Annotated in this window: 22 protein-coding genes; 8 read left to right on the top strand and 14 right to left on the bottom strand. The window is 74.4% G+C overall.

Going from position 1 to position 19,010, the window contains the following annotated elements:
• Positions 1-154: 154 nt before the first annotated feature.
• Both ACIGO8_RS28190 and ACIGO8_RS28185 read right to left on the bottom strand, forming a co-directional pair.
• Complete coding sequence (locus tag ACIGO8_RS28190; RefSeq protein ID WP_399736405.1) at positions 155-1,231, bottom strand: SRPBCC family protein; 1,077 nt, start codon at positions 1,229-1,231, stop codon at positions 155-157.
• Between the two features lie 3 nt (positions 1,232-1,234).
• Positions 1,235-2,290, bottom strand: coding sequence for a histone protein (locus tag ACIGO8_RS28185; protein ID WP_399736403.1), 1,056 nt, complete (start codon positions 2,288-2,290; stop codon positions 1,235-1,237).
• Positions 2,291-2,493: 203 nt separating this feature from the next.
• Here ACIGO8_RS28185 and ACIGO8_RS28180 point away from each other — a divergent pair, with 203 nt between their 5' ends.
• Genes ACIGO8_RS28180 through ACIGO8_RS28145 form a run of 8 tightly spaced genes read left to right on the top strand, consistent with a single transcriptional unit; the run spans position 2,494 to position 6,357 of the window.
• The gene (locus ACIGO8_RS28180; protein ID WP_399736400.1) at positions 2,494-2,859 is read left to right on the top strand and encodes a gas vesicle protein; all 366 of its coding nucleotides are present in this window, start codon (positions 2,494-2,496) and stop codon (positions 2,857-2,859) included.
• Between the two features lie 43 nt (positions 2,860-2,902).
• Positions 2,903-3,364, top strand: a complete 462-nt coding sequence (locus tag ACIGO8_RS28175) for a gas vesicle structural protein GvpA (protein ID WP_399736397.1) — start codon at positions 2,903-2,905, stop codon at positions 3,362-3,364.
• Between the two features lie 3 nt (positions 3,365-3,367).
• Positions 3,368-4,087: a GvpL/GvpF family gas vesicle protein gene (locus ACIGO8_RS28170; RefSeq protein WP_399736395.1), complete on the top strand. Its 720-nt coding sequence runs from the start codon at positions 3,368-3,370 to the stop codon at positions 4,085-4,087.
• An 11-nt stretch (positions 4,088-4,098) separates the two neighbouring features.
• Positions 4,099-4,347, top strand: a complete 249-nt coding sequence (locus ACIGO8_RS28165) for a gas vesicle protein GvpG (protein ID WP_399736392.1) — start codon at positions 4,099-4,101, stop codon at positions 4,345-4,347.
• 21 nt (positions 4,348-4,368) lie between these two features.
• Complete coding sequence (locus ACIGO8_RS28160; protein WP_399736389.1) at positions 4,369-4,854, top strand: gas vesicle protein; 486 nt, start codon at positions 4,369-4,371, stop codon at positions 4,852-4,854.
• On the top strand, positions 4,851-5,747 hold the full coding sequence (locus tag ACIGO8_RS28155) for a GvpL/GvpF family gas vesicle protein (protein ID WP_399736386.1): 897 nt from the start codon (positions 4,851-4,853) through the stop codon (positions 5,745-5,747). Before ACIGO8_RS28160 ends, ACIGO8_RS28155 begins: the two co-directional genes overlap by 4 nt.
• Positions 5,744-5,959 carry a gas vesicle protein gene (locus ACIGO8_RS28150; protein WP_399736383.1) on the top strand — a complete coding sequence of 72 codons (216 nt, stop codon included), beginning with the start codon at positions 5,744-5,746 and terminating at the stop codon, positions 5,957-5,959. The genes ACIGO8_RS28155 and ACIGO8_RS28150 overlap by 4 nt, the downstream gene beginning before the upstream one ends.
• Positions 5,956-6,357, top strand: coding sequence for a gas vesicle protein K (locus ACIGO8_RS28145; protein WP_399736380.1), 402 nt, complete (start codon positions 5,956-5,958; stop codon positions 6,355-6,357). The genes ACIGO8_RS28150 and ACIGO8_RS28145 overlap by 4 nt, the downstream gene beginning before the upstream one ends.
• Before the next feature lie 86 nt (positions 6,358-6,443).
• Here the strand turns inward: ACIGO8_RS28145 and ACIGO8_RS28140 are convergent, their stop codons facing one another.
• From ACIGO8_RS28140 to ACIGO8_RS28085, 12 genes are all read right to left on the bottom strand, one after another.
• Complete coding sequence (locus ACIGO8_RS28140) at positions 6,444-6,953, bottom strand: NADase-type glycan-binding domain-containing protein (RefSeq protein WP_399736377.1); 510 nt, start codon at positions 6,951-6,953, stop codon at positions 6,444-6,446.
• A gap of 1,441 nt (positions 6,954-8,394) precedes the next feature.
• On the bottom strand, positions 8,395-8,973 hold the full coding sequence (locus tag ACIGO8_RS28135) for a phage tail protein (RefSeq protein ID WP_399736374.1): 579 nt from the start codon (positions 8,971-8,973) through the stop codon (positions 8,395-8,397).
• The gene (locus ACIGO8_RS28130; RefSeq protein WP_399736371.1) at positions 8,970-10,946 is read right to left on the bottom strand and encodes a putative baseplate assembly protein; all 1,977 of its coding nucleotides are present in this window, start codon (positions 10,944-10,946) and stop codon (positions 8,970-8,972) included. The genes ACIGO8_RS28135 and ACIGO8_RS28130 overlap by 4 nt, the downstream gene beginning before the upstream one ends.
• Positions 10,946-11,368: a GPW/gp25 family protein gene (locus ACIGO8_RS28125; protein ID WP_399736368.1), complete on the bottom strand. Its 423-nt coding sequence runs from the start codon at positions 11,366-11,368 to the stop codon at positions 10,946-10,948. The genes ACIGO8_RS28130 and ACIGO8_RS28125 overlap by 1 nt, the downstream gene beginning before the upstream one ends.
• Positions 11,368-11,685, bottom strand: coding sequence for a PAAR domain-containing protein (locus ACIGO8_RS28120; RefSeq protein ID WP_399736366.1), 318 nt, complete (start codon positions 11,683-11,685; stop codon positions 11,368-11,370). The genes ACIGO8_RS28125 and ACIGO8_RS28120 overlap by 1 nt, the downstream gene beginning before the upstream one ends.
• 82 nt (positions 11,686-11,767) lie before the next feature.
• Positions 11,768-13,585, bottom strand: coding sequence for a VgrG-related protein (locus ACIGO8_RS28115; RefSeq protein WP_399736363.1), 1,818 nt, complete (start codon positions 13,583-13,585; stop codon positions 11,768-11,770).
• Complete coding sequence (locus tag ACIGO8_RS28110; RefSeq protein ID WP_351181229.1) at positions 13,582-14,304, bottom strand: LysM peptidoglycan-binding domain-containing protein; 723 nt, start codon at positions 14,302-14,304, stop codon at positions 13,582-13,584. The genes ACIGO8_RS28115 and ACIGO8_RS28110 overlap by 4 nt, the downstream gene beginning before the upstream one ends.
• Positions 14,305-14,380: 76 nt before the next feature.
• On the bottom strand, positions 14,381-14,806 hold the full coding sequence (locus ACIGO8_RS28105; RefSeq protein WP_351181232.1) for a phage tail protein: 426 nt from the start codon (positions 14,804-14,806) through the stop codon (positions 14,381-14,383).
• Between the two features lie 36 nt (positions 14,807-14,842).
• Positions 14,843-17,866, bottom strand: a complete 3,024-nt coding sequence (locus ACIGO8_RS28100; RefSeq protein ID WP_399736359.1) for a hypothetical protein — start codon at positions 17,864-17,866, stop codon at positions 14,843-14,845.
• A 4-nt stretch (positions 17,867-17,870) separates the two neighbouring features.
• Positions 17,871-18,029 (bottom strand): DUF6760 family protein, encoded by a 159-nt coding sequence (locus tag ACIGO8_RS28095; protein WP_351181238.1) that lies wholly within the window; start codon positions 18,027-18,029, stop codon positions 17,871-17,873.
• Positions 18,026-18,550, bottom strand: a complete 525-nt coding sequence (locus tag ACIGO8_RS28090; protein ID WP_399736355.1) for a hypothetical protein — start codon at positions 18,548-18,550, stop codon at positions 18,026-18,028. Before ACIGO8_RS28090 ends, ACIGO8_RS28095 begins: the two co-directional genes overlap by 4 nt.
• Positions 18,547-18,987 carry a phage tail protein gene (locus tag ACIGO8_RS28085; protein WP_351181244.1) on the bottom strand — a complete coding sequence of 147 codons (441 nt, stop codon included), beginning with the start codon at positions 18,985-18,987 and terminating at the stop codon, positions 18,547-18,549. Before ACIGO8_RS28085 ends, ACIGO8_RS28090 begins: the two co-directional genes overlap by 4 nt.
• Between the last annotated feature and the right edge of the window lie 23 nt (positions 18,988-19,010).

Genomic DNA, 19,010 nt, shown 5'->3' with positions numbered 1-19,010 from the left:
GGGGGGCCCCCCCCCCCCCCCCCCCCCACCCCCCACACCCCCCCCCCCCCCCCCGGGGGGGGGCCCGGGGGCGGGGGGGGCGGGGGGCCGGGGGCCCCGGGCCCCCCCCCCACCCCCCCCCCCCCGGCACTGTGTGCCGGGCCGGACAAAGCCGCTAACGCCTTCGGCGAGCGGGAGCGGGTTCCTCGTCGTATTCCTCCTCCTCTTCGTCTTCGTCCACCTCGTCGCCGTCCTCGTCCTCGTCGTAGGGCGCTTCGTCATCTTCGTACGCGCCCTCGCCGTCCTCCTCGTCCTCCTCGTCCTCTTCGTCCGCCTCTTCTTCCTCGTCCTCGTCGGGTTCGAGTTCGGCGTTCTCGCCTTCCTCGCCCTCGTCCTGCTCCTCGCCTTCCTCGCCCTGCTCGGATTCTTCTTCTTCGAGCGCTTCCTCGTGCGTCCGGACGACCTCGCCGTCCCGGATCTCGCCGCGCCAGCCATCTGGTTCCTCGGTGGTGAGACTGACGTGGCGCAGGAAGTGCTTCAGGTCCAGGCGGAGTCGGCGGCCCTGGGCCCGCCAGATGTTGCCGGTCTTCTCGAAGAATCCGGCCGGGTGGTATTCGCAGACCACGACGATTCTGGTGAGGGTCGGGGAGAGCTCGTGGAAGCTGACGCAGCCACGCGTGGTGCCCTTCGCGCCTTCGGAGGTCCACACGATCCGCTCGTCGGGGATCTGCTCCTGGACCGTGGCCTTCCAGCTGCGGCTGGAAGGGCCGACCTTGAGTTTCCAGTCGCTGGTGGTGTCGTCGTCCTGGGAGACGTCGCGCACGCCCTTGGCGAAGCTGCTGAAGTTCTCGTACTGCGTCCAGTGGTCGTAGGTGGTCCGCAGCGGCAGGCCGACGTCGATGGTCTCGACGATGTTGACCACCTTGCCGCCGCCGCCCTTGCGGCCACGGCCCTTGCCCAGCGCCTCCGAGGCGGTTCCGGTGACCTTGTCCTTCAGCTTTCCGAACGCCTGGCCGCTGACGGCCTTCAGCGGCGAGTCGCCGCCGAGGAGGCGACCGCCGACGCCGGCGATGTCGGAGAGTTTGCCGCCGTTGTCGGCGACGTCGTACAGCTGGTCGGTGATGTCGCCGAGCTTGTCGCTCGCCTTGTCGACCATGTGGTCGGCCTGGGCGGCGACGTAACTGGACAACGCGCCCTTGAGCTTGTCGAACCCGGAGGATCCGTTCGCTCCGGTGCGGTCTGAGGTCGCCATGGCCTACCTCCGCGTGGACGGCTTGCGGGCCGTGGTCTTCTTGGCCGCCGTCTTGCGAGCAGGGCTGCGGCTCGTGGTCTTCTTCGCCGGGGTCGTCTTCTTGGCGGCCGTCTTGCGGGCCGGGCTGCGGCTCGTCGACTTCTTGGCGGACGCTGCGCTGCCGCTCTTCTTGGCCGCCGACGTGCCGCCGGTCTTCTTGGCGGCGGACTTGGACGGCGTGCTCTTGGATGCGGCGCTCTTGGACGCGGTGCTCTTGGACGCGGTGCTCTTGCGAGCAGGCGCGGTCTTCGCGGCCGCGGGCTTGCGGGCCGTGGTCTTCTTGGCGGCCGCCTTCTTGGCGGGAGTTGCCTTCTGGGAGGCGCTCGACCGTCCTGTCGTCTTGCGAGCCGGGGCGGCTTTACGGGCCGGAGCGGAAGCGGACTTGTCGGCGCGGCCGCGGGCCGGTGCGCGGCTGCGGCGCGGTGCCGGACGCTTCTCCTCCTCCGGTTCCTGCTCCTCCGGTTCCTCTTCCTCCTGCTCTTCCTCCTCTTCTTCCTGCCGGGGTTCCTCGGGTTCTTCTTCCTCCTCCGGTTCCTCCTCTTCCTCTTCCGGTTCCTCCTCTTCCTCCTCGGGTTCCTCCTCTTCCTCCCAATCCTCGTCTTCCTCTTCCTCCGCCTCGGGCTCCTGCGCTTCCTCCTCGTCCTCGTACGCGTCCTGTTCGCCTTCGTCCTCGTCGTTGTCCTTGTCCTCGTCCCGACCGCCGCGGGGGTGGGTCAGCTCGAGCGTGCGGTCGTGCAGCGAGTCGGCGAAGTCGGCGAGCTTGCGGTTGGCGGCTGCGGTGAGGGCCTGACGGCCGGCGTCGAGGGCTTCACCGCGCAGCTGGTCGCCGAGGTCGGCGAACTGGGGCATCTCCTTCAGCCGGGAGACTCCCTCGCGCATGAGCTGCCCCGGCTGGAGTCCGAACCGGCGGCCGGCGAGATACGTCGCCGCGGTGAAGGCCAGCCGGCCTTTCTTGGCCCGGCCGAGCACGTAGCCTGCGGCGACGGCGCCGGCGAGCGCGATTTTGGCGGTGTCTTGCATGATCATCCCCTTTGGTCAGGGCGCATGCGGGCTCTGTGGTGCCGGCGGGAAGAGGGGCCGCGGCCTGCGAGAAGGTGCGGTCGGCCGGCGTGCGGGGCCCGGTCGGACGGCTCTCCCCAGGCGTCTTGCCCCGGGCGCAAGGCTTATGTGCCTATTTAGTGACATTCTAGAGTTTGTAAGGGCGTCTCCCCAGGGGGTGGCATATGGCCGCAGCCGAACCCGCCCGCCCACGGCGCACGTCCGCGCGCGCCGGTGGCGAGGGCGAGGAGAACGGCAGGCAGCCGTCCCGTCGCAGCCGTTCCCGGCGGCGCCAGGGCGCCGCGTCGGCGATGCGCTCGGCGGTCGAACAGCTTGCCCAGCTCCTCGGCAAGCCTCCCGACTCCGTCTCCTCGCTCCGGCCGACCGAGGACGGATGGGAGGCGCAGGTGGAGGTGGTGGAGCTGGAGCGCATCCCGGAGACGACGAGCGTGATGGCCAGCTACAAGGTCGCCTTGGACGAGGAGGGCGAGCTGATCTCCTACGAACGCACCCGCCGCTACAGCCGCGGCATGACCGACCGGCTGACCTGACGGACCGGCCGGAAACGACGGACGCCCGTGTGAAGGAGGCGTCATGACGATGGTGCCGCAGGGCGGCAGCAACATCAGCAGGTCGGGAGGCGGCGGCTCCGGCAGCCTCTACGACGTCCTGGAACTCATTCTCGACCGGGGCCTGGTCATCGACGTCTTCGTCCGCGTCTCCCTCGTGGGCATCGAGATCCTCAAGATCGACGCCCGGATCGTGGTCGCGAGCGTCGACACCTATCTGCGCTTCGCCGAAGCGTGCAACCGCCTCGACCTCGAGGCCGGCCGCAAGGCACCCGCCCAGCTGCCCGAGGTCGTCGGGGACATGATGGAGGGCGGCTCCCGCGGCAAGACCAAGGGCGCGCTCAGCGGCGCGGTCGACGCCGTGACCGAATCCCTGACCGGCAGGTCCTCGTCCGACGAGGACGAAGGCGAGGAAGAGGAAGAGGAGCCGGTCCCCCGGCGGCGGCGCTCCGCGACCCGGCGCCCGGCGCGCCGGGAGAAGGAGTAACCCATGGCGCTCTACGTGTACTCGATCACCGCCGAGGCCCACCCTCAGCGCCTCGACGGTCTGACCGGCGTCGGCTCGGAGCCGTCACCGCTGCGCACGGTCACCGCCGGCGGCCTGTCCGCGGTCGTCAGCGAGACCGAGGAAGAGATCCGGCCCAAGCGCCGGGACCTCCTGCAGCACCAGGAGGTGCAGGAACGCCTGATGGCCGACGGTGCCGTGCTGCCGCTGCAGTTCGGCTACGTCGCGCCCGACGAGGACGCCGTCCGCCAGGCCCTGGAGGCCAACGCCGACAGCTATCTCACCGCCCTGGAACGCGTACGGGACTGTGCCGAGTACCACGTACGGGCCTCCCAGGAGGACGAGGAGCCGCTGCTGCAGCAGGTCCTCGCCGACGTGCCCGAGGCGCGCGAACTCAACCAGCGGATCCGCGCCGGCGACAAGGACCCGCAGCTGCCGCTGGCGCTCGGCGAACTGGTCGCCCGTGAGGTGGAGGCCCGGCAGGAGGCGCTGGCCGCCGGCCTGCTCCAGGCCCTCCTGCCGTTCGCCCGCGAGCACGTCACCCGGCCGCCGGCGGGCGGCGACTTCCTCAATCTGTCCCTCCTCGTGCACGACGACGACAAGGACGAGTTCCTCAAGGCCCAGGCCGGCCTCGCCCGGCAGGTCGACGGCGGCGTGAGCCTGCGCTTCTCCGGCCCCCTGCCTCCGTACAGCTTCGTGCAGTGAAGGAGGACGGCATGGGGCTCCTGAGCCAGCTGCTGACGCTCCCCGTCGCACCGATGCGCGGCGTCGTCTGGGTCGCTCAGCAGGTCGCCGACAAGGCCGAGCAGGAGTACTACGACCCCGCGCCCGTCTGGCGCGCCCTGGGCGACCTGGAGGAGTCGCTGCGCGCCGGAGAGATCGACCAGGAGACGTTCGATCTCCTCGAGGACCAGCTGCTCGACCGGCTCGCGGAGATCGCGGAATACCGGGACCGGATGTCCTGACCGACGAGAGAGGCCGCCACCGTGACCGAATCCTCACCCGGCCGACTCGGGGGCTTCCCCTCCCGCGCCGCCCCGATGCCCTACGGATCGAGCGCGCCGTCCAGCCTCGCCGACATCCTCGAGCGCGTCCTGGACAAGGGCATCGTGATCGCCGGCGACATCCGCATCAACCTGCTCGACATCGAGCTGTTGACCATCAAACTCCGCATCCTGGTCGCCTCCGTGGACAAGGCCAAGGAGATGGGCATCGACTGGTGGGAGCACGATCCCTCGCTGTCGTCCAAGCACACGGGCAGTCCTCTGGAGCAGGAGAACCGCCGGCTGCGCGCCGAGCTCGAAGCCCTGCGCCGCGACCAGCTCACCGACCCCGACGCCCGCCGTGACTCCGCCCGTGACTCCGCCCGTGGCACCGGCCGTGACCTCGAGCGCGACTCCGCCCCGGCCGCCTCCGAGGGCCGTCCCGCACGCCGTACGGCCGGCCGAAAGCCACGCGGGGAGCAGCGGTGAACGCCTCCGAGGGCGGCGAGGCCACCGTCACCTACGTCTACGCCGTCGCCTCGCCGACGGACGCGCTGCGCGACCGGCTCGGCACGCTGCGCGGCATCGCCGACGCTCCCGTCCGGCTCCTGGCCGGGCCCGGCGCGACGGGCCCGGACGAGGAGCCGGACGGCCCGGGCGCGACGGGCCCGGACGAGGAGCCGGCCGGCCTCGCCTTCGTCGTCAGCCCCGTCCCGCGCGCCGACTTCGACGAGACGGCCCTCAAGGAGCGGTTCGAGGACCTCGCCTGGCTCGAGACCGTCGCCCGCGCCCACCACGACGTCGTCCAGGCCCTCGCCGCCCACGCCACCGTCCTGCCCCTGCGCATGGCCACCATCTACGAGGACGACGAGCGCGCCCGTCAGGCGCTCACCGACCGGTACGGCACCTTCGCGGAGCGTCTGGCCCGGCTCCGCGCCCGTACCGAGTACGGCGTGAAGATCTCCCTGCCGCCCGCGACGGCCGACGTCACAGCCGGGACCGCCGCACCGGCCCGCGAGGCGGACACCGCGGCACCGGAGCCACCGACGAGCCCCGGCAAGGCGTATCTGCAGCGGCGGCGCGTCCAGCACCACGCCCGCGAGGCCGTCCACGCCCAGGCGCAGCGCGCCGCCGCCGCCCTGGAGGAGATCGCCGCCCGCTACGCCTCCGACCGCGTCCGGCACGCACCGCAGCGCGGCACGCTGGCCGGCCCGGCCGAGAACGTCCTCAACGACTCCTACCTCGTCCCCGACGACCAGGCGGAGGCCTTCCGGGCCGCCGTCGCCCGGGCGGCGGAGGACTTCCCCGACGTGCGCGTCGACGTCACGGGCCCGTGGGCGCCGTACTCCTTCGCCATGCCGCCCGCGGACTCCGAGCCATGACGGCGCCCCGGTACGACGAGCGGCTCCCGGCCCAGCAGGTCGCCCTGGTCGACCTCCTCGACCGGCTGCTCAGCGGGGGAGTGGTCATCGCCGGCGACCTCGTCCTGTCCATCGCCGACATCGACCTCGTCCGCATCTCGCTGCGCGCCCTGATCGTCTCCGTCAGCTCGGAGCTCACGGACCACGAAGCGACGGACGGCCACCCGTCATGACCGGCAGCGACCGGCCGCCCCGGCCTCCCGACCCGCCGCCCGACGCAGGCGACGCCCTCGCGAGGGCCTTCCGCCTCGTCCAGGCCCCTCCCGAGCCGACCGGACCCACCGGACCCTCCACGCCCGCCCACCGCCTCCACACCGACCCCGAGACCGTGGGCGAGGACCTCCTCAAACTCGTCCTCACCCTCGTCGAGCTGCTGCGTCAGCTCATCGAACGCCAGGCCCTGCGCCGCGTGGACGCCGGCGGCCTGACCGACGAACAGGAGGAGGAACTCGGCGCCACCCTCCTGGCCCTCCACGACACCCTCGCCGACCTCTGCGCGCAGCACGGCTACACCCTGGACGACCTCAACCTCGACCTGGGCCCCCTGGGCCCGCTCCTCCCACGGGACTGAACCCGGGACCGGCTCGCGACCGGACTCCGCACCGGCCCCTCGGACCGGGCCGCGGCGGCGACCACCTCCGACCGGGGCCCGGTGCTTCAGCCGCGCTGGAAGAACTCCACCTCCGCCAGGGCCAGATGCCGCTTCCCGGTCAGTCCGGCGGGCGAGCCGAGCGTCAGCCGGATCGCGACGGCGTCGCTGATTCCGGTCGGGAACGTCTGCGGTCCGGCCTTGTCGCTGAGACTGAGCGTCCTGCGGACGACCCCGCCGTCCTTCGTCGTCACCTCCATCTCGATCCGCAGCGCCCGCCCTTGCCGCGCGTACGCCTCCGGGTCCGAGGAGGCGCCGTTGGTCACGATCACGTCGACCAGCCGGAACGGCTGGGCGAAGCCGTACGTGACCGAGGCGCCGACACCAGGCGCGCCCCAGTAGCGGTTGCTGAGCCCGTCCGTACTGGCGCTCGCCGCGTGCCCCGGTACCTCGGCGCTCGCCCGTACCCCGGTCGCGGTCACCGGCTTGGCCTTGCCGAGCTTGTCCCGGGTGTCCTCGATCAGGTGCCGCCCGGCCGGCAGCAGCAGGAAGCCCGCCGCGCAGAGCGCCAGAACCACGAACAACACCGTCAGGAACCGCGCGAGCCGCCCCGAACCGCCCCGCGCGCGTCGGCGGAACGGCCAGACCGTCCGCCACCAGGGCAGCGACGCCGGGGCCGTCGCCGGCGTCAGCGGCGCCGCGCACCGCCGGCAGAAGTTCCGCCCCGGCGCGTTCGGTGTCCCGCACGTCGGACACGGCGCCCCCGCCCTGTCCTCCGCCACCGGCACCTGCCGCACGACCGGCCGCGAGGCGACTGCCTTCGCGGGCTGGACGGGCCCGGGAGAGCCCTCCGGAGCAGGCGCCGCCGAAGGCCGCCGCGGGGGCGGCGCGGCGGCGGACGTGGGGGCGGGGGCGGTGGGCCGGGTCGGGCCCGGGGGAGCCTCCCGCTCCGGGGCGTCCTGCGCTGACGTGGCGGTGGGCGCCTCGTCGGACCGCTGTAGGGCGCGCGACGGCGAGTCCTCCCGTGCCGGCGGGACCACCGGTACGGCCGGTACCGGAGGAAGGGCCGGAGGCTCCGGCAGACCTCCGGTGGCACGCTCCATGGCGCGCCGCAACCAGCCGCGCGCCGTGTCGGCCGCCTCGGACACCACAGGGTCCTCCGGCGCCGCCGGGCGCGCGTCGGCGGACGGCCGGCCGCCGCGCGCCTCTTCGTGCGCCGGAGCGGCGCCCTGAGCTGCGGCTGGAGTCGCGCCTGTGGCCGAGGCCGGAGTCGCGCCCGTGGCCGAGGTCGTCGCCGCGCCCGCCCGTGCGCCGCCCGACGCGCGCGGATCCTCCGCGCCGGGCGCGGGCGCGGGCTCGTTCCCTACGGGCTCGGCCGCGCCGGGCGGCGCCAGGGGACCGGTGCGCTCCGGCGCACCGGCGGACGCCTCTGACGCTGGTGGCTCCGCCGCGCCGCCGGCGCGTTCGCCGGCCCGGGGCCCCGGGGTACCCGCCGGGCCGGCGGGCGGCCGTTGCGCCGTCCTCGGCTCGGCGACGGCGGCCGGAGCGGGCCGGTCGGCGGTCTGCGAGGGACCGGTCGGCGGGCGGGTCGCCGCCGAGGGTCCGCCGGACCCGTGCGGAGCCGTGTCCGGCGCCGGCGGCGCCCCGTCGCCTAACGGGAACACGGCTGTCCCGGAACCACCGGACGTGGGTGCGCCGCCCGGCTGCCCGGTCGTCCTGGGCTCCGGCATCCCGGCCGCCTGCCCCGCGGCCCCGGATTCCGCGGCCGGACGCCGACGGGCCGTCGTCTGCCGCGCCGCCTCGGACTCCCCGGACTCCGGGCGCTCCGGCGCACCGCTCGGCGGCACTGCCGCCGCCCCCTCGGGAGTGTCCGCCCACCCCTCGTCCCCGGCACCGGCTTCGGCGGCGTCCGCCCGCGCGCGCCGGCGCGCACGGCTCTCGTCCGACCAGGCCAGGTAGGCGCCGCAGTTGTGGCAGAAGTCGTCCGTCGGGGCGTTGGAGGCCCCGCACGCCGGACATTCACGCACGGTGATCACTCTCCTCGACGCCGGCGGGAGGGCCCGGCAGGACCTCCACGCGGCAGACCGTGTGGACCGGGCACAGGGTGCGGACCAGGGCGTGGACGCGGTCGGGGTCGACCTCGGCGGTGCGGCCGGGCCATACCCGTACGAGCACCGATTCCGCGGCGGGCGGTGGTGTCGCCCCGCCCGGCGTGGCGGACCAGACCGCGCCGCCGTCGCCGCTGACGTCCGCCGAGACGCCGAGGACCAGGCGCAGCGCCTCGACCAGACCGCGGCGGGTGCCGCGCAGGCGGTGGAGCTCGACCGCGCGGGCCACCGCCTCGCGCCGGAGTTCCAGTGGCCGGCGCGGGTCGTCCACGCCGCCCACCCAGGAGGCCAGCCAGGACAGGAAGTCGGCGGGGGCGAGCCGGGGGTCGAAGTAGCCCGCCAGGTTGTCGAGCGTCGCGAACACCGGTGCCAGGACCGTGTCGAGCCCCGCCGTGAGCCGCTGGGCGAGGTCGTCCTCGGCGTACAGCGCGGGCAGTTGCTCGCCGATCGGGTACCTGCTGGGCAGCCCGGGGACGGCGGCCCGGCTCATGGCCGGACCTCCGAATCCTCGGCGGTGACGACGACCTGGTGCTGGTACGAGAAGACCAGCGCGCCCGGACCCAGGTCGATCCGGTCCACCGGGGCGCCGCGCCGTCCGGTGACCGGGTCGGCGGCGAACATCCGGATGTCCTCCACCAGCACGTCCCCGACGGCCCGTTGGAGCACGCCGAACAGCTCCCCGTACTGCACCGGCCGCCCGAACGGCCACCCCGTGCCCTCCGGTCCGCCGGACAGCGGGTTGAGGTGGCGGAACAGCGCGGCGAGCGCCGCGTCCCGGACCCGGTCGGCCTCCGCGGCCGGGGCCGAGAGCCTGGCCACCACGGTGACGCCCTGGTAGACGGGCGGTTCCACGACCAGCCGGGTGCCGATGAGACGCCGCTCGTCCAGGGCCTGGGTGACCGCGGTGAGCACCTGCTCGGAGGGGATCAACTGCTCGAAGCGGAGCCGGTCGCCCTCGTCGGCGACGGCGTCCGGCACCACGAGGACCCGCACCGCACCGTCCCCGCCGCCCGCACCGTCCTCGCCGGCGGACGGCAGACAACGCACCCGGCGCACCGACGGCGCCGCCTGGCGGGCGATGATCTCGTGGTCCTCGGCCGTCACCGCGCGCTCCTGCATGCGCAGCGCCTCCGGCGCCCGCAGCTTCGCGTTGTCGAGCGTCTCCCCGGCGACACCGCCCCGCGCCGCCTCCCGGTTGTCCACGCGGGCCACGTACGGCACGGAGCTGCGCAGCACGGAGATCGCGCCGCGCGCCACGTTGCCCGCCGGGCCGCCGCCGGTGCGGTAGCGGGCGACCCGGATCCGGGCGCCCTTGGGCGGCACGGCGCCGCGCGCGGCCAGCGTGCCGTCCGGCTCGCGCAGCACCGGAGGGAAGCCGAACTCCCCGGTGCTGGCGTCCACCCGGACGTGCCGGTCCTCGGGTCCGGAGCGCCCGAAGTGCTCCACCACCTCCCAGCGCTGCCATCCGTCCGCCGAGGACACCTCCACCACCGGCGGTTCGCCGTCGAGCAGCACCGGCGGCCGGCCGAGCCGGAACCGCTGCCCGGCCACGCCCTCGGAGGTGCCGAGCGGCACGTCCGTCACCGTCTCGGCGTGCTCGACGGTCATCGTGCCGCCGATGGTGAAGACCTCGGCCTCGCGCACCGTGGGGGACTCCGAGTAGAAGGGCTGGCCCGGCTCCGCCTCGGTCACCCGGCAGCGCAGCCAGCCCGCGCGGGTCCCGCCGATCAGCGACGCGCGGTGCCCGGCGGGCACATGGACGATCACCTCGCCGGGCCGGTTGAGACCGCCGGTGGTGTCGTCGCCGGTCTCGCAGCGCTGCCAGCGCCCGCCGTCCCACGCCTCCCACACCAGCGGAGGCTGGCGCGGGTCGACGCCGACGCCCTGCACCCGGCTGTCCAGGCGCACCACGACCACACAGCGCGGCACGGCGGTCGGCAGTCCGAACAGCAGCGCGTCGCCGGGCTCGGGCGTCGCCTGGAAGCACGGGACGTCCCGCCGCTCGGCGAGCTCCGCCGTCCGGTCCGCCTGCTCGCCTGTGCGAGGAGCGGTGAGCAGGCGGGTCAACTCGCTCGGAACGATGTGGAGTTCCTCGGTGGTCGCGAAGACCACGGCCTGCTCGGTGTCGCCGGCCGCCGTCGTCACCTCGGTGCCCGCGGGCAGCGTCACCGTGTCCGGCTGTGGTGCCGACAGCCAGAAGTCGACCTCGGCGACGGCCGCCGACGGCGGGAACAGCTGAATGCCCAACAGGTCGAGAAAGGCGAGGTAGTTCTTGTCCGGGACCCGGTTCAGCCGGTACAGCAGCTGGTCCACCAGATAGGCGAAGGTCTCGATCAGCGTGACGCCCGGATCGGAGACGTTGTGGTCGGTCCACTCCGGTGCGCGTTGCTGCACGTAGCGCTTCGCCTCGTCGACGAGCTGCTGGAACCGTCGGTCGTCCAGGTTGGGGGAGGGCAGGGCCATCAGTCCGCGACCATTTCCTCGGCCCCCTCCTCGGAGGGGATCGTGTAGAAGGGGAAGACCAGGTTGCGCCGGTCGTTGGTGGTCCGCACGGTGTAGTGCACGTCGATGTAGAGGGTGCCGGCGTCCACGGAGTCGAAGGCCACGGCGACCTCGTCGACCGCGATCCGCGGCTCCCATCGCTCCAGCGCCTCGCGCACCTGCTGCGCGACCCGCCCGGCGGTGTCGCCGTCGCCCGGCGCGAAGACGTAGTCGTGGATGCCGCAGCCGAACTCGGGCCGCATCGGGCGCTCTCCGGGGGCGGTGCCGAGGATCAGCCGGATCGCCTCCTCCAGCTCCCGCTCCCGCTCGACCATGGCGATCCCGCCGGTCGGTCCGACCCGCAGCGGAAACGCCCAGCCGCGGCCGATGAACCGCTCGCTCATCACACGCCTCCGATCAGGACGTTCATGGCACCGGTGAGGATCGTCGCGCCGCAGGTCGTCCGGTCCCGGGCGCGTGCGGCGGGCAGCCCGCCGACGAGGACCGGTCCCGAGGCGGCCGCGGCCGGGTTGGGCATGATCACGTTGCCCGGCCCGAGGGCCGCGTGCGGCGGGACCACGCAGACGTGCAGACTGCCGGTGACGGCGGCGGGCTGCCCGCCGATCAGCACCGTCGCCACGCTTCTGGTGGCGGCCGGCGGCGGGGTGCCGACCCGGCCGCCGTGGTCGGTGGGATCGCCGAGACGGGCTGCGGCTGGCATCACGGACTCCTGGAAGGGGGGTGCGAGGGGACACGAGGGTTCGGGGCGGACTAGGAGGCGGGCGACCGCCATGGGCAGGGGCTCAGTTGATCCGGACGAGGCGGGCCTTCAGCACGGCGAGCAGACCGCCGTCGACGGTGACGTCGGCCGTACCGGCCACCTTCACCGTCCGGCCGTCGACGTTCACCCCGGCCGTGGCGCCGATGTCCACCTGGCGTCCCGTCACCTTCACGGTGCCCTGCCCGGCGTCGAGCGTGATGCCCTGCCGGTCGAGGACGACGGAGCTCAGCGGACGGTTCTTCCCGGCGAACACGGTGAGCTCGATCCGGTCCTTCCGGTCGTCCATGCGCACTTCGAGCCGCTCGTCCCCGGTCACGAGCCGCAGCCCCGAGGGACCGGGCGCGGGCGCGTCGAGCAGCTCCACCCGGTGTCCCGAACGCGACACCACCGAGCGCCGGTTGACCTTGCCGCTGGTCCTGTCGATCAGCGGCACGTCGTGCGGCGAGGGCTGGTCCACCCCGTTGTAGAGCCCGCCGATCACGTACGGACTGTCCAGCAGGCCCTGTTCGAAGCCGACCAGCACCTCGTCGTTCACCTCGGGGCTCACCACCCCGCCACCGCCCTTGCCACCCCACTGGACCGTACGCACCCAGTCGGTGACGTACGTGTCGTCCAGCCAGGGGAACGTCAGCCGCACCGCGCCGCGCTGCGAGCCGTTCGGCTCGCGCACGTCCGTCACGATCCCGATCGCCAGACCGGGCATGCGCGGCCCCCGGCCCGGCGCGTTGGCACCGGTGACCAGGCCGGTCAGGGAGCGGTCCGGGCTGGCGCTGACCCACACCGTGGTGCGGTAGCCGCCGTGCGGCTCCAGGACGTGCTGCACGGCCGTCGCCGTGTACCGGCCGGAGAACGCCTGCCCCACGTTGCCGAGTGCCACCGGCCTGCCCGCCCGCAGCATCGGATTGCCCTCGGCCAGCGCCTCCAGCTCACCGAAACCGGCGCTGATCTGCGCGGCGGCCGCGTCGGCCACCGCCGCCGTCTCCGCCTGCGTACGGTACGGGGTGTCCGCGACGGTCACGACCGGCGCACCGAACGCGGCGGCGGCCTGCGGGCGCATCCCCGGCACCACCGTGTCGCTCACCACGGCCGGCTTCTCGGCCATGAGCGGACGTTTGGTCGTGGTGTCCCAGCCGCGCACCCGCACCTTCGCGGCGCCGTCGGCCGCCGACAGCGAGGCGCGCAGCGCCAGCAGGTTCCGCCCGTACTCGAGCACCATCGGACTGCGGGTGGCCGAGGTCGACGGCGCCGGGGCGCCGGAGGCCTTCACCGGCTTCGTGAACTGCAGCAGGCCCTTGTCGTCCACCCGCACCTGGGCGCCGCTCTCGCCCGCCAGGTACTGCAGGAACTCCCAGTCGGAGACGTTCGCCTGGGACAGCTGCTTGTACGTCACCGGCGCGGCCTCCACCTTCCCGACCGCGAGGCCGGCACCCGCCGCCACCCTGCGGACGATGGCGGACGCCGTCATGTTCCGGTACGCCACCACCTTCCGGCCGCGCTGCAGCCGGTGCGCCCGGGAATACGCCCGTACCACCGTGAAGGAGCCCGTGCGGTCACGGTCGATCTCCAGGGCGGTGACCTCGCCGTTGAACAGCCGCTCCCGCGCCTGGCCCTTGACCGTCACCACCGACACCTTCAGCGGCGTGCCGATGGTGATCCCGGTGCTCTTCAGGAACTCGTGGTCCGGGTCGCGGAAGGTCAGCACCGCCGTGTCCGGCAGCCCCACGTTCTCGTCGACCACACAGCTCACCAGCTGCGCGGCCCAGACCGGCGGCAGTTCGCCGGGCGCCTCCACGATCGGATCGGCCGCGAACGACCGCCCCCCGGCATCGGACGTGCTCATCGCTCCTCCTCGGCATCCGCGTCCCGAAGCCCCGGCACCACGAGTTCGGTGCCCGGGACGAGGGCCATCGGATCGTCGATCCCGTTCGCCTCCGCGATGGCCCGCCAGGCCGTCGCGTCCCCGTACTCGCGCCAGGCGAGCATCGCCAGACTGTCGCCCGCCACCACCGTGTGCGTGCTGCGCGCGGTGCGCGAGCCCGACGTCGGGTTCTGTCCCGGCGGATCGACGCTCGCCTCCTCGATGGACAGCGAACACGTCGCCCGCAGCGGCTTCCCGTCCACGTCGAAGAGCGTGTACGACACCGAGAGGTTGGACAGCACCCCGTCGAACGACGTCGTCCGCGCGTTGCCCCACTCGAACCTCACCCACGGACTCGCCGGCTTCTTGCGGCCGAGGCTGGCCGGGGTCGGCACACAGGCCTTCATCAGCTTCTCCACCGCCTGCTCCACCGAGTTGTCGTGGGTGGCGGTGGCGTCGAGGAAGACCTCCAGGCTGAGCGTCCGCGGTCCGCTGCCCACGAACTCGGGGAGCGCCGACTGCCCGGCCATCCGGGACGGCGACCGGCGCCACTCGGTGGTCTTGCCGAGCTGCAGCGTCGACGGGTTGAACTGCAGGTCGAGCCGCGCGATCGTCCCTCCGGGCCTGGCCCCGACGGAGGCAGGCGGCTCCTTGAGAGTGAGCTGCGCCCGTGCGCGGCCGGCGCGAGCCGATGGGGCCATGCCGGGACTCCTTTCCGGAGCGAGGAGGGACGGGAACGGGTGGTGCCGCTACGAGGCGAGGGGGAGCGGGGGCGGGTCAGGACGGGAGCAGGCCCTGGTGGGCGATCTCCAGCGTCTCCACCGCGGCCTCCGAGCTGGCCGGGTCGAACGACGGCCCCTGCCACCGCACCGGGACGATCCCGAACACCTGCCAGCTGATGATCCGGCTGAGATCCGGCCGCAGGGCCACGATCTCGCCGTCCTTCGGCTCGACCTTCCGCAGGGTCTCGTCCAGCCAGCGCCCGATCTTCGCCGTGTCGGCGGTGACCGGCCGGGTGAGCGTGATGTTCGACCAGGTCACCCGCCCCGGCAGCTGCCAGGTGAAGCCGTTGTTCCCGCCCTCGGCGTAGCTCTCCATCTCGACCTCGGCGCCCATGCCGGAGCAGGTGTTGAAGGCGCCCAGATCGTTGCCGCCGATCGCCAGCCGGAAGAACACGCTGGTCGCGAAGATGTTGTCGGTCATCGTCCGTGGTCCGTTTCTCGTGCGTCGTCCGTGTGCTCAGCGGCGTCCGTCGAAGGGCCGGCCCGCGCGCTCCCGGCCCCGCCGCAGCTCGGCGCGCAGCAGCCGGGCGACGGGGTCGATCAGCTTGCGCGCCAGGTCGTCGAGGTCGGTGTCGGCCGCGGCCTGCGGAGCGCCGCCGCTCTTCGGCGCGTGCCCGGCGGACGCCGGTGCGGGCGGCTCGGCAGCCCGCCGGACCGGCGCGACGGGGGAGGGCGCCGCGGCGGAGCGTGGCTGCACCACGGGTACGGCAGGCGTGGTGCGCCCGGTGCGCCCGGTGGGTACGGCAGGCGCGGCAGGTACGGCAGGTACGGAGGTCGCGGTCGGCACCTGCCGCGCCACGCCGGGCAGCGCCGGCACCGCCGGACCCGGTCCGGCCGGGGCGGGCTGGACGACGAACGGAGCCGTTGCCTGCACCTGTGCCTGCGGTCCGGTCACGGGCAGCGGGGCGGCCGTCCGGCGCGCATCGGGCGCCGGACGGGCCGGACGGAAGCCGGGAGCGGGCGCCGGAGCGACCGCCCCGCGCTGCACGGCCGGTGAACCGGGCGCGGTCGACGGGGCGGTGGGGGCGCCGGTGGTGGGGGAATCGGCGGACGCGGAGGCCCAGCGGGCCGGAACCACCGGACGGGCGGGGACGGACCGCGCCGGCGCCGTCGGAAGCCCGGGCGCCTCCGCGCTCAGCCCCGTCGTCAGCGTCCGGTCCGCGAGGAGCTGAAGGCTGGGGGCCGCGGTACGGGACGAGCCCGGCGCCTGGTGGCGCGCGAGCGCGTCGGAACCGTCCACACGTCGCGCGACGACCAAGGGCATCGGCCGCCCCTCGCCGCCATGGACCCGCGCGCCCGGGGCACTCGCGGGACGGGAGGCGTTCGCCGTGTTCCGGGCGCTCCCGCTGCTCATGGTGCCCGGCCGGGCAGTGGTGGGCGCCGCCGCCCGCTGAACGTTCAGGGACGGCGTCCCGACCGCCGCGCTCGCGGGCAGTGCGGCCAGCGGAGCCCCGAGCCCCGTACGCGCCCGAGCCGGACGCGGCCCGGACGTGGCCGGGGGCGTGGCGGTCGGGGGCGTGGCGGTCGGGGTGCCTGCTGTGACCGGGCTGTCCGGGGGCCCGTCCGTGGGGCGCCGCAGCGTGGGCATCGGCGCCGGAGGCGCGGCGGGCTGGGCGGGCCCGGGAGGCGTCGCCCGGCCGGTGGGCGGCAGTTGCGCCATGGGTGCGCCGAGTCCGACGGACGGCCCGTCAGCCGTGCGGCGGAGTACGGGCCTGTCGGCCGTGGCCGGGCCACCGGCCGGGGCCTCGACCTTGCGGGGGGAGGCCGGCATGGCCGGTGTCGTGGCGGCAGCGGGCTCGGTCTGCTGGGCGGGCCCGTCCGTGCTGCGCCGGAGTGTGGGCATGGCCGGCGCCGAGGCCGACGGCTCGGTCTGCTGGGTGGGTTCGGTCGTGCTGCGCTGGAGTGTGGGCATGGCCGGTGCCGAGGCGGCCGACGGCTTGGTCGGCGAGGCGGCGGGAGCCTCGATGGGCCCGTCCGTCGTGCGCTGGAGCACGGGCCTCTCGGGCATGGCCGGGTTGTCGGTGTCCTCCTCGACCTCGCGCCGCGGCACGGGCCGTGTCGGTGCCGAGCCAGGCGTCGTGTCCGTCGAGACCGGCGCGGCCGCGGTCGAGGGAGCGGCCGGGCCGTCGGCGGGCGCCAGGGCCTTGCGCTGGAGGACCGGCATGGCCGGCGCCGTCGCCGCCGGGGCGATAACGGGTGGTCCGGGCTCGGTCGCCGGCCGGGAGGCGGACGCCGGTTCGGCGGCCGCGGGCGCGCCCAGCGGCGCCTGGTCCTCGGTGGACCGCGCCCGCTGTAGGGGCGGCGGAGCCGGGGCGGTGGCCGTGTGCGGGACGACGGTGACCCGGCGCCTCGGCACGGCCGCGACACGGGCGACGGTCAGCGTTCGCCCCACGCCGCGCGGGCGCACCACGGCGCGCACCTCGGGCGCGGTGCTCGGGGCCGTGGCCCGCTGTACGCGCGGGGTGGGGGTCGAGGCGGCCGACGCGCCCGCCCGAGCAGCACCGTCGGCCGGTGTCCCGGGCACTCCGGGCACCACCGCGATCCGGCGGACCAGCGGAAAAGCGGGCAGCGGGGCAGGCACGGAGCCGGGACGAGCCGCGTCCGCCGTAGGGAACTCCGCCCGCTGCACGGCGCCGAGCACCGCCGGGGGCTGCGGGGACACGAGTCCCCGGCTCGGCTCGCGCGGGCCGGTCGCCTCCGTCGTCCGGGCGCGCCGGACGGCGGGACCGTGGCCCGGTGAACCGCCTTCCGGGGTCGGCGACGTGACGGCGGGGCCCTGGCTGACCGGCGTCGTGAGGTCCGGGGACGGACCGGACGCCTCGGAACGCTGGACGGCGGCACCGGACACCCGCCCTTCGCGGGGCGCCGGTGCCGGTCCGGGCGCGTGTCCGGTGGCTCCAGAGCCGCCGCCCGCTGCCCGGACCGCTGATGCCGAACGCGCCTTCCGCTCCGCCTGGTTCGGCGAGGCCGAGCTGTCCCGGGTGTTGCCCGGGTTCTCGCCCTCCCGCGCGGTCGCCCGCGCCACGACCGGCCCGACCGGGCCCACCGGAGCGGTGCTCCCGCCCTGCCCCGAACGCCCCTGTCCGTCCTCCTCTGCCACCCCTTGCGGGCGGATCGCGCGCAGCAGCAGAGGGCCGCCGGGAGCGGCGGTACGGGGGCCGGGGGCAGCGGGGCGGGCCACGCCGCGGAGCAGGCCGGACGGCGCGGTGGGCAGCACGGCGTGGGCGAGGCCGGTGTCGAAGGACGGGTCCTGCCACGCGGCCAGGCCGCCGCGGAAGGCGATCCCGTCGCTCACGCCCAGCGGGGCGCGGGAGACGGTGAGGGGCGGCGGTGGCGTCATGCGCCAGCCGCCGTCCCAGTCTCCGGGCACGCCGGAGTGCGGGGCGGCGTCCGTCGCGGAACCGGAGGCCGCCGCCCCCGGTGCGGGGGCGGTCTCCGGCGCAGCGACGGGCCGCCGACGCAGCCAGTCCCGCCATGCCATGTGCTCAACCGCCTTCGTTCACGCGGGTGTTGATGCGGGCGATCTCGGTGACCCACTCCTGCCGCTCGCGGTGCGGCAGGTCGAGGATCTCGTCCCGCTGCCAGTGGAAGTGGTAGGCGATGTACGCGATCTCCTCCCGCAGCCGGGGGAGGGCGTACGTCACGATTCCCCCAGGCGCCCACCGGAGAGGTCGACCTCGAAGCCGCCCTCGCAATGCGGACACGTCACCGCGGCGCGGGTGTGACCCTCGCTGTTGACACGCCGGTAGAAGTCCTGGAGGAAGGCCACGTCCGTCGCGTACATCCGCTCCACGACCCCCGCGTGCACGTCGGTGATCGTGCCGAGCCGGGTGATCACCTGGCTGAGCAGGACCACGCTCAGATAGGCGGGGTTCTCCTTGACCCGCAGGTCGATCTGCGGGCGCAGCTCGTCCCGGGCGGTGGCCAGCCGCATGGACCCGTGCCGGTGCACGGTGCCCGCCTCGTCCACGTACCCACGCGGCAGCTCGAACTCGAACTCGGTGCGCAGCCCGTGGTCCGCCGCGCGCGGAGCCGCCGCCGGGGCCGCGGCGGGGGGCGCGGTGGGGGGCGCCGGCTGTTCGCCGGTCCCGGCCGCGGCCGGGGTGGGTGCGGTGGCCTGGAGGAACTCCTCCAGGTTGCCCGCCGTGACCGTACGACGCCTCATTCGACGACGATCTCCTCGAACACGATCGTCACGGTCTCGGTGGCCGCGGACGACTCACCGGCCTTCAGGGACGGGCCCTCCCACTTGGAGGCCCAGCCCTGCATCAGCTGGATGCGGCGGACCGTGTTGCCCTCGGTGTCCTTGATCTCGATCGTGAGGTTCTGCCGAGCGGCGTTCACGGCCCCGTTGTTCAGGGTCTCCTTGATCCACTTGGTGAACTCGCTGCTCTGGTCGAGCCCTCGGGTGATCGTGATCTCGCCCGCCTGCCGGGCGCCCGGCTGCTTGCGGATGATCTGCTTGCCCTCCGAGGTCACCTGCTTGACCTCGACGACGTCCTCCTCGACGGTGAAGCCGCTGATCTCCTGGATCGACTCGACCAGGTAACCCCCGAGCTGCACGCCGAAGACGTGGGTGGAAAGAGCATCGCCCGTTGCCATGTGTGTCTGTCAACCTTCCCTTG

The sequence above is a fragment of the Streptomyces sp. NPDC053493 genome (genome assembly GCF_044544825.1).
Taxonomy (GTDB): Bacteria; Actinomycetota; Actinomycetes; order Streptomycetales; family Streptomycetaceae; genus Streptomyces.
This window is presented reverse-complemented; position numbering and strand designations above follow the sequence as displayed.

Bases quoted from the DNA above. Each gene is read 5' to 3' on its own strand.
- ACIGO8_RS28190 (WP_399736405.1), bottom strand. From the start codon at position 1,231: ATGGCGACCTCAGACCGCACCGGAGCGAACGGATCCTCCGGGTTCGAC.
- ACIGO8_RS28185 (WP_399736403.1), bottom strand. From the start codon at position 2,290: ATGCAAGACACCGCCAAAATCGCGCTCGCCGGCGCCGTCGCCGCAGGC.
- ACIGO8_RS28180 (WP_399736400.1), top strand. From the start codon at position 2,494: ATGGCCGCAGCCGAACCCGCCCGCCCACGGCGCACGTCCGCGCGCGCC.
- ACIGO8_RS28175 (WP_399736397.1), top strand. From the start codon at position 2,903: ATGACGATGGTGCCGCAGGGCGGCAGCAACATCAGCAGGTCGGGAGGC.
- ACIGO8_RS28170 (WP_399736395.1), top strand. From the start codon at position 3,368: ATGGCGCTCTACGTGTACTCGATCACCGCCGAGGCCCACCCTCAGCGC.
- ACIGO8_RS28165 (WP_399736392.1), top strand. From the start codon at position 4,099: ATGGGGCTCCTGAGCCAGCTGCTGACGCTCCCCGTCGCACCGATGCGC.
- ACIGO8_RS28150 (WP_399736383.1), top strand. From the start codon at position 5,744: ATGACGGCGCCCCGGTACGACGAGCGGCTCCCGGCCCAGCAGGTCGCC.
- ACIGO8_RS28145 (WP_399736380.1), top strand. From the start codon at position 5,956: ATGACCGGCAGCGACCGGCCGCCCCGGCCTCCCGACCCGCCGCCCGAC.
- ACIGO8_RS28135 (WP_399736374.1), bottom strand. From the start codon at position 8,973: ATGAGCCGGGCCGCCGTCCCCGGGCTGCCCAGCAGGTACCCGATCGGC.
- ACIGO8_RS28130 (WP_399736371.1), bottom strand. From the start codon at position 10,946: ATGGCCCTGCCCTCCCCCAACCTGGACGACCGACGGTTCCAGCAGCTC.
- ACIGO8_RS28125 (WP_399736368.1), bottom strand. From the start codon at position 11,368: ATGAGCGAGCGGTTCATCGGCCGCGGCTGGGCGTTTCCGCTGCGGGTC.
- ACIGO8_RS28120 (WP_399736366.1), bottom strand. From the start codon at position 11,685: ATGCCAGCCGCAGCCCGTCTCGGCGATCCCACCGACCACGGCGGCCGG.
- ACIGO8_RS28115 (WP_399736363.1), bottom strand. From the start codon at position 13,585: ATGAGCACGTCCGATGCCGGGGGGCGGTCGTTCGCGGCCGATCCGATC.
- ACIGO8_RS28110 (WP_351181229.1), bottom strand. From the start codon at position 14,304: ATGGCCCCATCGGCTCGCGCCGGCCGCGCACGGGCGCAGCTCACTCTC.
- ACIGO8_RS28105 (WP_351181232.1), bottom strand. From the start codon at position 14,806: ATGACCGACAACATCTTCGCGACCAGCGTGTTCTTCCGGCTGGCGATC.
- ACIGO8_RS28100 (WP_399736359.1), bottom strand. From the start codon at position 17,866: ATGGCATGGCGGGACTGGCTGCGTCGGCGGCCCGTCGCTGCGCCGGAG.
- ACIGO8_RS28090 (WP_399736355.1), bottom strand. From the start codon at position 18,550: ATGAGGCGTCGTACGGTCACGGCGGGCAACCTGGAGGAGTTCCTCCAG.
- ACIGO8_RS28085 (WP_351181244.1), bottom strand. From the start codon at position 18,987: ATGGCAACGGGCGATGCTCTTTCCACCCACGTCTTCGGCGTGCAGCTC.